Here is an 11855-nt window from a genome sequence, read left to right as displayed (position 1 = left end):
TTTTAAAAAACCGAATTATTAATTTATCTAGAAATATTTTCATCACTTATAGTTTTAAAGTGTGTTGAAAAATTTTGAGATAAAGCAGACTTACCATTGTATTTACTTGACAATATTTTTTGCGCCAATTCTTTGACATCGCCTGCCTTAAAAGTTATGGCATTTTCATGGTAGTGTTGCGCTAATTCTTTACAGCCACCAATATTGCTAGCGATCACGTTGCACTCATTTAATACTGCTTCGTGAAATACTAAGGGCCCAATTTCAAAACATTCGGAGGGAATGATCACAAAGTGTGCTTGAGCATATAATGTAGCAAGTTCATTTTGCGTTTTATTTCCTAAAAATTTGATATCTCCACGAATTTTGGTTTTTTGAACTAGCGCACTAATTTCTTCATCATCAACAGCTGTATCAGTTGCTGTAAGCCATAATTCTCTACCAGGCAATTCTGGTAAGCTTTGCCAAGCTTTGAATAAGGTTGTCACTCCTTTAATTCGGGTTAAGCGACCACTAAACAGGTAGATGGTTTTGTCTTTACGTTTTTGTATTTCTAGATTAAAAAATATTTCTGAAATACCATGACGGACAAATTTTATTTTATCATTTGGGATGTCGTTAATTTTTAAAATTTCCCTGATACCTTCAGAATAACACCACCATTCTTGCGTAATTTCTTTTAAATGGTTAAATGCGTTGAGTTCTAAATTAACTAAATACTTTTGTTTAAGTATTGCAGGTAGTTTATAATATTTTAAATTAAATTTTTGTGCTGTTTTGGCTACTAAAACGGGTATTTTAGTTTGTGTTGTTATTATACAATTGGTACAGTCTCTAAGGTTTGGCGTAATACTACACTCTTTTAAAGATTTGCCAAGCATTAAGGTGTTTTTAGGACAAGAAATAGGGGTATGGTAACTGGTTATAATTTTTGCTCCTTTGTTTTGTGCCTTAATTTGGCTAAATAAATTTTGACCAATAGTTGCTGTAAAGCTATGTATATGTAGTGTTGATAAACCCTTAAGTTTAGCTTGAGTATCTATAAATTGGCCATAACTCTGCTGTAACTTTTCATCATATTTTGCATAAATCAATTCGGTAGTAATATGTTTTAATTTTAAGCCGAGAACAGTAATGTTTTGATAAAGGTATTTGCATGCAATGAGGAAATTGTCTTCATATATGGTTTGATGATCTTCAAAAGCTTGTTCTGGCACGGCACAAATTACAATTGGCTCGATGTCTTTTTCTTTTAAAAAAGTGCAATAAGCTTCTACATAAACTTCTGTACCCCCAAATGCGTAGGGGTAAAAATTTGAGCAAGCATTTAATACTGTTTTAGTCAAGTTTTGCTTTTAGTTTTAAAAAGTAGCTCTCGAAATATTTGTAGGATACATTTGCGATTAAGAAAATTGCAGGTATGCCAATTAACAAGATCAAAATGTTACGGATTGTCCCATATCCAAAAAGTGACGCCAAAATACTATCAACTAATAAAAATACTAATGGATGTAGCAAGTACAAACCGTATGAAATCTTTCCTATATGATAAAAGAAAGGCACTCGATCCAAGTTAAATAGGTTTTTGTGATTAGTACATTGTTCCGCTACAAAGAAAGCGATAATAATAGAAGTTAGAATTTTTCTTAGTGTAAACGAAATGTCAATTGGAATTAAGTTTGTTAGGAAGACGAGCGCTGCTATATAAATTAAGAGTGTTATTATTTTAGGAATGCAGATTTTTATATTTCGTAATTGCCAGTGTAAATATGCCAATAACCCGCCCAATCCGAGATCCCAAATAGCAGCATAAGTTGTGAAATAACTATTGCCGGTTGTGCTTTCGATATTTGCTGTTTTTAAAAGCGCAGCAACCATCATGCTAGCTATTATAATTATTCTAATTGTAGAATTTTTAATGAAAAAGAATATTAGAGGCCAAAATAAATAAAATTGCTCTTCTATACTTACCGACCAATTAATTGTTATTGGAGCATAAAAGTTCAGTTTTTTTACTGCGATCTCATAGGTGTCGAAATTTTGTATAAAGAAAAAATATTTCTCGAAGCTATAATGATCATAAACGCGATCTTTATTTACAAATGGGAAAATGCATAAGTTGATAAAAAAACATAGATAATATAAAGGCCAAATTCTATATATTCTTTTTAAATAGAACGTTTTCAGTTTAAATTTTTCTTTATCTTCTAAAATTATGCGTGTAATTAGAAAGCCGCTAAGTAAGAAAAAAATGTAAACACCTAATTGCCCATTTTTTGTTAAGCTATAAAGGCCTTGTAGGTGGTTGTTTTCGAAAGTGTAAGTTACAGGTAAATGGCTATTTATGACCATTAGTGCAGCTAAAGCTCTGATACCATTTAAATTTCTTAAATGAAGTTTGCTCATTTATAGTAGGAATTGAGACTTATGGCCTTTATAATTATGTCGGGTCACTTGTTTAGTAAACTTTTAATGGCCTGAAATATATAGTATGTTTTCGAAAATGTTAGGCAACCGATTGCCTTGTAAATCTTAAATTTAAATTCCTTCCTTTCGTCTATTCTATATCTCTTTAGTTCTTGGTGACTTTTGTTAACTAATTCACTATAGTTTAGCTTTATCGCATTAAGAAATACGTTCCAGTAATTTTCGAGCAGAAAATCATGTTTAACTAAATAGAATTCCGTGGATATTGTTTTTGCATTTGTAAAAACTCCTGATAAGAAAGCATATTGGTTAGTTTTAGACGCTGAATTAGGTGAATTTCTATAAAAAAATAATGGGAATTCCGTTTCTAAGTAATGGAAATTTTGATCTGCTTTGTATAACCTGATTAAAAAGTTTACATCTTCAATATGTGTCATTTTTTTATCAAATCCATTAGTTTTTGCTATCGTTGTTCTTTTTATTAATCCACACATTAATGGGATAAAGTTACTTGTAGCGATAAAGTTGATAGGTAAATTTTCAATTTTTGGAGTTAAAATTTTGGTTAAGTTTGAGTTGTTTGGCTTATTGATATTTTTAAACCTCATCCATTTGGAACAGACAAAAGTAGCCAGAGGATTTGAGATGAAGTATTCAATTTGAAGTTCAATTTTGCTTGGTGCGATTAAATCATCTGCGTCTAAAAACTGAATATAATCGCCTTTTGCAATACTTATACCGAAATTCCTCGCTGAGCTAACTCCTTTATTATCTTGTGAAAAGACTTTTATTTTACTGTTTTCGTAACTTTTAGCTAGAGCCAAAGAATTATCTGTAGAACCATCATCAATAATAATAATTTCAATGTTTTGATACGTCTGGTTTAGCACACTTTCAATTGTTTCTGAAATGTATTTTTCAGCATTATAAAGTGGGATGATTACAGAAACTAAAGGGAAAGCCATATTATGTTTGCAGAAGTGCTTTTAATTTTAGTTTTAAGGATAAGTTACTTTGCATAACCATTTTTAGGTATGCTGCGTTCAATCTTCTATTTTTTGTAAGTTTACTATAGTATTCGTATTGATTTTGTTTTATCAATAAATTGCTTATTGTAAGATTATTTTCATCTGATAGAAATTTTTTGTAGAGGGATGTAAGACCATTCAATTCTTCTTCTTGAATTTGATTTAAAGTAGAAGTTTTGGAATCTTTGTGTATTCTAAATAGAGAAAGAGTCTTGGGTGTTCTCACAATTTCATATTTTTTTAAAATAAGCTTTAGCCAGAAATCAAAGTCCATACAAAATTTTAAATCTTCATTAAATTTAAGTTTTAAAGGATTGGTCCAAAACATACTGGGTTGGGGAGCTAAGCCTCTCTGTAATAATGCCTGATAAAGACTATTCGGAAAGTTTGGTTTGTCTAACGATCCATTTACATCATCAAAACGTTCTGCCCAATTGCAATCGCCAATCCATAGGGTTTTTGTATAAGGCTTGCGTACATAAGTATTGGCAATTTCCCAAAATGTATTAGGATAATAACAATCATCGCTATTCAAATAAGCAAATATTTCACCAGTTGCTTTCTCAAACCCCTTATTTATCGCATGACTTTGCCCATTATCTTTCTCACTTACCCAATAAGTTATCCTATCTTCATACTTTTTAATAATTTCAACCGTATGATCCGTACTACCACCATCTATAATAATGTATTCTAAATTAGGGTAGTTTTGGTTTAAAATAGAAAGTATGGTTTCTTCAATGTATTGCCCTTGGTTATAACTGGGGGTTACAATGGATATTTTAGGCCAATCGGTTCTTCCTTTGTATATTTCGGGGTCAACTGCATTGGTATAAGGCCAGTTATTTTTGAACATTATAATGTTTTTTTATAAAAGTATCGATCTCAAAAAAATATTTTTCAACATCTTGTAATTGGGCTTGTTCAAAATCCCACCATCTTATTTTAAGCAATTTATCTATAGTATTCTCATCAAATCTGTATTTTTTTATCTGTATCGGAGAACCAACTGCAATAGCGTAAGGAGGTATGTCTTTAGATACTACAGCCCCAGCACCAATGATAGCTCCGTCACCAATACTCACTCCGTCTAATACAGTTACATTCATGCCGATAAATACGTCATTACCAATTGTAATGAGTTTCTTTTCCTCTATTTTATCTTCTTTCGAAAATGTATAGCCACATTGTTCTCTAGTAGAATAAAAAATAGGAGACGTAGATATACCATTTGTAGGATGAATGCCCCAGCCACACTTAAAATTGGGGCCAATGGAACAGTATTTGCCTATATTAGTTAATGATATAACGGCATTGTTTGCAATATAAGTGCCTTCGTCAATTATACAATTATGGATGCTAAAAGGTGGGAAAAGTTTTGCTTTTGGGTGTATCTTTGAATTTGTCGCACTTCCATTAATCTTACTCTTTAAATAATAGAGTTCTGGAATTAATTTAGCAGCAAAAAAAAAGAAAAAATCTCTAATTTTCTGTTTCATGTAATTTTGCTAGGTATAAAATACGATTTGTTTCTAAGACAGTTTTTTCTATAATTTTGAAATGTAATTGTAACTTACTTTCAAACCAACTTTCATTATACCATACTGGTAGTTCGGGAAATTCATCTCCTACTTTCCATAAACCTTTTGGCATAAATTCTATCAAAAGATATTCATTGGTAAATTGCCTAAACTCATTTAAAATATATTCTAAATTATAGCCTTGTCCTAAAATAAGATGATGTGTTACCGCAAGTGCTAAAACTATATCTGACTTTAATCTTTTGTAGATAGTTTCGTCACGTTGGCCTGCAAGAATACAATTAATAAGAGTGAAATTAATGTTGTCCTCACTGGAATCGATATGATTAAAACCATAGTCTAAGGCATTTTCATCATAATCAGTAGTAATAATATCTATTTTACCTTTCGCTTTTTTACTGATTAAGCTGCCAACCAAACCCTGATTTCCAGCTAAGTCTAAAATAGATTTTTTATGAAGAGAAATACATTTATCGACAATAAAGTTCAATCTATCGGAGATTTGATCACTATAGTATTGGGTATGATAATTAGACCACGTTGATTGATTTTCTTTTTTTGATATACTTGATATTATGGAGTACACCTCGGCAAGTGGCTTCAAGTTACTACTAACCTGAAAGGGAGCTCCTTGTTTTCCTGTAACTTTTCTGGCAATATAATTCAAAGCTCTTAATACATATCCAATACCAAGAAAATGTATGTTAAGATTGCGTTGAGTATTTTTAGTTCTAAACTCAATTTTTTTATGATATACATCCATTTGTAGGTCTTTAAATAACCTAGAAGACCTAATATCTAATGATGGTAGAAAACGTTGATGTGGAAACCATTTGTCATTGAGCGCTTTGTTTAAGAAATAAAATTCATTAACTTCCCAAAGTTTTAACGGAATATAGAATGAGTCAATGAATTCATCTGCTGCAACCCATGAGTTAGATTTCTTGAAACTAATACTTCCTAAATCAACCCACAATGCTTTTCTTCCTTTAAATAAAATATTATAAGGATGAGAATCCTTCAATTCATAATTATATTCGTTTAATAGTTGATTTAGTTTTAAAATTGTTAGCGCAGCCGTTTTAATCATTGTAAAAGACCATTCTCCAATATAGGTTTCACGTAACCGCTCATGTCTTAATATTAAACTATCTGGGTTCTCCTCAATTTTTAGTTCGGTTTCGATGGAGGTATAGGGAATTAATTGCTCTTTATTCAGTTTGTCAATTAATCCATTAGAAAACCATTCTAAACAGAAAGTCTTATACTCATCTGATATAAGTCTATATATTTTATCATCATAATAGAACACCTTGCCAAAGGTGTCTATTGCAGAAAATTTAGAGAAACTGATATCTTTTAATTTTATTTTGATGTCCATTATATCGCTTTTGAAATCTTCCAATGATTTCTTAATAATATTTTTGTTAAATGCAAGTCTTGTGCTGTTGTACCAAATTCATTAAAGTTGGGTTCGCTTATTTCTAGCGTATAAAAGTCAGGAATGTAATCTTCTAAACCTTCATTAGAAGACAGTGCAATGTTGATCGTGTAAATACCCGGTTTCAATGGAATTTGATCAATGATATCGCAATCGAGCACGAAATTTTCGTTACTATTTACTCTAATGTCTCCAGAATTAAGGCGTAAAACGCCTTCTTTATATTCATTATATATTCCAACAATGATTTGGCAAAAGGAGATTTCTTTTCGGACGTGGTTTATAATTGGTATATTAAGCTTTATTTTTTCGCCAACAATAATACTGCTAGTTTCATTGTGATTTTTTAATATATTAAAACCTTCAATTTGAATATGTCCAGTCCCTTTCCTTCCCTGATTTGTATTTAAAGATACTTCATTGGCTTTACTATATTTTTGCACAGTACTATCCGCTGTACCTGTAAAGTTTATTTTTCCATTGTTAAGCAAAATTCCTCTATTGCAGAGTTCCAAAATACTCCCCATATTATGGCTCACAAACAACACCGTCCTGCCTTCGCCCTTGCTCACTTCACCCATTTTACCTAAGCATTTCTTTTGAAATTCGGCATCGCCTACGGCCAACACCTCATCTACAATTAAGATTTCACTTTCTAGGTGGGCGGCTACAGCAAAAGCTAAGCGTACATACATACCCGAAGAGTAACGTTTAACAGGGGTGTCTATGTAACGTTCTACGCCTGCAAAGTCAACAATCTCCTCGAACTTACGGGTAATTTCTTTTTTGCGCATGCCTAAAATGGCACCGTTTAAATAAATATTTTCGCGGCCAGTCAATTCGGGATGAAAGCCTGTACCTACTTCTAACAAAGAAGCAATGCGGCCTTTGCCAGTAATGCGACCCGAGGTAGGAGAGGTAACCCGGCTCAATACTTTTAATAAGGTGCTTTTGCCTGCACCATTGCGGCCAATAATGCCTACGGCATCGCCCTGCTCAATTTCAAAGTTAATGTCTTTTAAAGACCATACAATATCAGAACTACCTTTAGTGCTGCGGTCGTTGGTTTCGCCAATACGTAAAAAAGGGTCTTCTTTGCCACGCATGCGGGCATACCAACGTTCTAAATCTCGGCTAATGGTACCAGTGCCAATTTCGCCTAATTGGTAGGCTTTGCTAAGGTCTTCGGCTTTTATAGCGATGTTACTCATATTGTTTTTAAGCCCCTTCAGGGGTTGGGGTTAGAATTTGGAAAGGTTTTCGGCTTTGATGGCTATGTTAGACATGTTATATCGAAGAAAATTGATGTTTTAGCTTTAAAAATCTTTTCTCAAAAAAAGTATAAGAAATATAAGCAATGATAAAAATTAACAAAATATTTAAAGGAAAAGGTATCATCGCTTTCCAGTTTAGATAGGAACCCACAGGGAAAAGAAATAGTTGTTGCCAAATGTAAAGACTGTAGGATAATAGACCTATGGTATTCATTAATCTTAAGTTTAAAAAACGAAACAAATTGTTTTTCTGTTGAATTAGGCTGAAAGTAATGGCGTAGGCAATGCCAAGGTTCATAATGGTGTCTCCAGTTGGTAACAATAGCTTTCCATATTTTCCTTGATGTTGGTAATTGCTGATAAGAAATACGATAACACTCACAAAAATTAAGGTGGGCCAATTGAGGTGTTTTTTGATATCGACGTTAAAAAAATCTTTGCTCCATAATATAGCCAGTACTGCACCGCAAAAAATTGCAGTGGCAGGTCGTAGAAAAGGCACCAATAATACATTTGATAAATCTGGCTTTACGTAAGCTAAAACTACCAATACTGGCGTAGCGATTAAAATGAATAAGGTTAGCAACAATTTGTTCTTCACAAAGGAAAAAATAAAAGGCCAGATTAAATAAAACTGTTCTTCTACGGCCAAGCTCCAAGTATGCCCCAATAGCCAAACCCCAGGAAAGAAATTAAAGTTGTTGAGGTATAAAAGCGGGCCTAAAAAATGTGAAAGTGTAAGATTGAATTTAAACAATTGGTTTAGCAAAGCTACCACAGCCAAATACAACCAGAGTACTGGTACAATGCGTAAAAACCTCCGAATAAAAAAGTGGCGGATGTTGATTTTGCCATATTTGGCTTTTTCTTTGATCAATAAAGTGGTAATTAAAAAGCCACTCAGTACAAAGAAGATGCGCACACCGAGTTCTGCAAAAATGACCTGGTCTAAAATTTTGTAGCCTAAACTCGTTGTATTTAAGGTCATTTTAAAATGGCCCAGCAGCACTAAAATTACTGCCACAGCTCGCCAGCCATTTAATGAAGGGATGGTTTTGTAGTTGTAAAGTTGTTCTTTATACGTCATTAATAGTTGTTGGCTAATATTTGATGGCAAAGCTTTCTTAATTGGTAGGCTTTGCTAAGGTTTTCGGCTTTTATTGCGATGATAGACATTTTTATGTTTTTGATATTTTACTTTTGGCCTCAACCGATTGGTGTGGTTACCACTTATTCTCAATAATATACTTTTGCGAATTTCTATCAAAAATAATATTTGATGGAAATTTGAAGTAGTTGTGCTTAAGGCCATAGATGCCTAAGTATTTCCATAATAATGCATGCTTAGGGAAGTGCTTAATAAATCTGTAAATACTGTTTTTAGATTGATTACATAGTTGTTTGTCCCGCACTTGCTTTTAAAGCTGAGGTATTGGATTAATCGTTTTTGCGTATATAACTTAATAGCTTTGCAATCCACTGGTGAGGTCTAGCGTTAAATCTTTTTAGGATAACCACGTCTTCTGCAATAAAATTGAGTTCTTTTTGATATACTTTTTGAAGTTCCTCGCTATGTTTCTGGTTACCTTCTGAGGAGATACCATCTAAAAAGAAAGTGGCCACGGTAAGGTTAACATATTGAAAGGAATAGCCTTTTAAAAAGGCCTTTACAAAAAACAACCAGTCTGAAATAATATCATAATGTTCTGCATAAGCGCCCATGTTGTTAAAAGTAGCTCTTTTAATGAGAGCAGCGGGATGCCCAATAAAAGAGTTTAGGAAAAAACTTAAGGTTAATTTCTCGGGGCAGCGGTGCAACCGCTCTGTTTGCGTATGGGGATCGGACAATAAAAGGTTGCTATAATAAATATCGTAGTTTGGTTTTTCATTTACCTGCTGGGCAAGTTCTAATAGGGTTTCGTTATGATATAGTACATCGCCACTATTTAAAAATAGCAGATATGTTCCATTAGCTGTTTTTACACCTTTATTCATGGCGTGGTAAACTCCGTTGTCAGGCTCACTGGTGGCATAATGAAAGTAAGAATTATAGGTATGGATAATATCTTTGCTCCCGTCATTAGAGCCTCCATCTATAATAATATATTCATAATCTTTAAAAGATTGATTAACAACGCTTTCAATGGTTTTTTGCAAACCTTTGGCATTATTATAGTTGATGGTGATAATAGATAATAAAGGCATTAACTAAATCATATTTTTATCTCCATTCGGGAACAAATAAACTATAGGCTTTGGCAAAACAATAGCCTAGCAGGCCTTTGCTCCTCCAATAATGCCCACGTAAGGCTTTCCAATGATATTCAGGGATATCGTTTTCGTCAAATATTTCTCCAATAAAGCGCCAATTTTCTCTTTGGTAAGCTATTTTACGGTAATTGTTAGCTTTGTTGATGTTAAAATCATCGTAGTAGGCCATATTGTTTGCTGTAAGTGGTAGTATGCATTCGCTTAAAAAAACCTGATCGGCAGTACGCTTGTTTAATTCTTCATTGGTTTTTAAACCTATCCAATCTTCAATTAATGCCCTCATAGTAAGGTTGGCTTTTTTTTTCATGGCCCAAAGCCCGGCAAACATAGCATAAGTGCCATGCGAACCCGGGTGGTCTTTGATGATCATAAAATCGGTAGTGTCTTTTTCCCATTCTCTAACAACGGAAATTTCCCTCTGGCTCAACCTACTGTCTGTATCTCTGCTCAGCATTAATTGTACCTCCTGAAAATCGATGGCTAAAAATCGCCACATGGTGGGAGGAATGCCGCTTCCGCTCATGTTAAATACTTTCGTATTGCTTTTGATAGATAATTGGTCGATGATATAGACTGGCACGCTGTTATCGTGAAAAAAGTAACATTTGTAGTCGGGTAACAATGCATTTGCTAATGCTACATTCTTTAATGCGCCTATTAAATATTTAGGGTTTGAGCCGAACAATGAAAAAGATATACATTTCATTTGCTACATATCAAAGATTGACAATCTAATTAAATGCCCTTAATAAAAACTCGAGGATCATATTTCAATGCCTCCCAAACTTTAGCTATTAGTTTAAGAGGTTGTTTTTGCAAGGTCTCCATTAACTCTAGTCTGTATAAGGTTCTTTTATTACGCTCCTTAAGCTTTAGCATTTGAGCCGAAATGTTTGTATGGTAATTGATATTGTTCTCTAGAAAAATAACAATTTCTTTATGTTTTAAAATTTGAAGTGTTGCTGTTTTAGCTTTTGCGTGCTGTCTAAAAAGTGCAACCGGTTTTTCTATAAGCGTTACTTCGTACTGATGGGTAAAAAGGCGATAAAACAATTCAAAGTCTAAGCAGTAATGATAGCTTTCGTTTAAGAGCATAGGTTTTTTAGTAGCAGACCAAAATGTTCCGGGTTGGCCAAATAATCCAATATTCAAAATTAGATTTTCTAGGGTTAGCGGCTGGGTAACTTCTCTACAAATGGCACTTTTTAAATCATTTCCTTCAAACCAATTTCCAGTAATGATTTGTTTTTTATCTTTTTGATAGGCTTTTGCCATTTTGAAAAGTACATTGGGCAAGAGCAGATCATCACTATTTAGAAAAGAGTGTAGCTCGCCAGTGGCAATTTTTAGTCCTTTGTTAATGGCATGCGCTTGTCCGTTATCTTTTTCGCTTATCCAGTAATGAATGTTGGTTTCATACTTTTTTATAATTTCAACACTATTATCTGTACTACCACCGTCTATAATTATTAGCTCCAAGTTGGGGTAACCTTGCAGAACAACCGACTGAATAGTCTCTTCAATAAACGCTCCCTGATTGAAACTTGGAATTACAATACTTATTTTAGGTTGGGTTTGCATTGAGGCTGAGGCTACGTTTGAGGGTTAAAGTTACGCTCGAGGTTAAGTCTAATAGTTGCGCATGGTTTTGATCATCTTGTTTAATTCAAAATGTAGCTGCGCTTGTAAGGCCAAAAGTTCTTTTACGATTGCTTCCTCAAAATAGCGCACTTTAATGTGAGTTTTGGGTCTTATTTTTATGCTCTGCCACATATCAAGCCCTAGCAAACCCCATTAAATTCACTTAAAACCGACCTTGGTCTTTGCGGTATCGGTAAAATTGCCTTAGCATTAACTTTAAAGCAAAGAGCGC

The 11855-nt window shown here is 33.5% G+C and carries 11 protein-coding genes; all 11 read right to left on the bottom strand.

What is annotated here, in order from left to right; translation table 11 throughout:
* Positions 1-23 precede the first annotated feature (23 nt).
* The 11 genes from B3I52_RS00055 to B3I52_RS00005 all read right to left on the bottom strand — a co-directional run bounded on the left by B3I52_RS00055 (position 24) and on the right by B3I52_RS00005 (position 11563).
* On the bottom strand, positions 24-1346 hold the full coding sequence (locus B3I52_RS00055; protein ID WP_293297040.1) for a glycosyltransferase family 4 protein: 1323 nt from the start codon (positions 1344-1346) through the stop codon (positions 24-26).
* Positions 1339-2406, bottom strand: a complete 1068-nt coding sequence (locus B3I52_RS00050) for an acyltransferase family protein (RefSeq protein WP_293297037.1) — start codon at positions 2404-2406, stop codon at positions 1339-1341. The genes B3I52_RS00055 and B3I52_RS00050 overlap by 8 nt, the downstream gene beginning before the upstream one ends.
* A gap of 44 nt (positions 2407-2450) precedes the next feature.
* The gene (locus B3I52_RS00045; protein ID WP_293297035.1) at positions 2451-3392 is read right to left on the bottom strand and encodes a glycosyltransferase family 2 protein; all 942 of its coding nucleotides are present in this window, start codon (positions 3390-3392) and stop codon (positions 2451-2453) included.
* Between the two features lies 1 nt (position 3393).
* Positions 3394-4311, bottom strand: coding sequence for a glycosyltransferase family 2 protein (locus B3I52_RS00040; RefSeq protein ID WP_293297031.1), 918 nt, complete (start codon positions 4309-4311; stop codon positions 3394-3396).
* Complete coding sequence (locus B3I52_RS00035) at positions 4298-4954, bottom strand: CatB-related O-acetyltransferase (RefSeq protein ID WP_293297029.1); 657 nt, start codon at positions 4952-4954, stop codon at positions 4298-4300. The genes B3I52_RS00040 and B3I52_RS00035 overlap by 14 nt, the downstream gene beginning before the upstream one ends.
* A complete protein-coding gene (locus B3I52_RS00030) occupies positions 4938-6377 on the bottom strand; it encodes a hypothetical protein (RefSeq protein WP_293297027.1) in 1440 nt (479 codons plus the stop codon). The genes B3I52_RS00035 and B3I52_RS00030 overlap by 17 nt, the downstream gene beginning before the upstream one ends.
* A complete protein-coding gene (locus B3I52_RS00025) occupies positions 6377-7648 on the bottom strand; it encodes an ABC transporter ATP-binding protein (RefSeq protein ID WP_293297024.1) in 1272 nt (423 codons plus the stop codon). Before B3I52_RS00025 ends, B3I52_RS00030 begins: the two co-directional genes overlap by 1 nt.
* A gap of 76 nt (positions 7649-7724) precedes the next feature.
* Positions 7725-8798 carry an acyltransferase family protein gene (locus tag B3I52_RS00020; RefSeq protein ID WP_293297023.1) on the bottom strand — a complete coding sequence of 358 codons (1074 nt, stop codon included), beginning with the start codon at positions 8796-8798 and terminating at the stop codon, positions 7725-7727.
* Between the two features lie 350 nt (positions 8799-9148).
* Positions 9149-9916, bottom strand: coding sequence for a glycosyltransferase family 2 protein (locus B3I52_RS00015; RefSeq protein ID WP_293297022.1), 768 nt, complete (start codon positions 9914-9916; stop codon positions 9149-9151).
* A gap of 16 nt (positions 9917-9932) precedes the next feature.
* Positions 9933-10688 carry a hypothetical protein gene (locus B3I52_RS00010; RefSeq protein ID WP_293297020.1) on the bottom strand — a complete coding sequence of 252 codons (756 nt, stop codon included), beginning with the start codon at positions 10686-10688 and terminating at the stop codon, positions 9933-9935.
* Positions 10689-10717: 29 nt separating this feature from the next.
* Positions 10718-11563 (bottom strand): glycosyltransferase family 2 protein, encoded by an 846-nt coding sequence (locus B3I52_RS00005; RefSeq protein ID WP_293297017.1) that lies wholly within the window; start codon positions 11561-11563, stop codon positions 10718-10720.
* Between the last annotated feature and the right edge of the window lie 292 nt (positions 11564-11855).

It is taken from the genome of Pedobacter sp. UBA4863, assembly GCF_002399615.1.
Lineage (GTDB): Bacteria > Bacteroidota > Bacteroidia > Sphingobacteriales > Sphingobacteriaceae > Pedobacter.
Note: the sequence above shows the minus strand (reverse complement) of the source record. Positions and strands in the feature narration are given on the sequence as shown.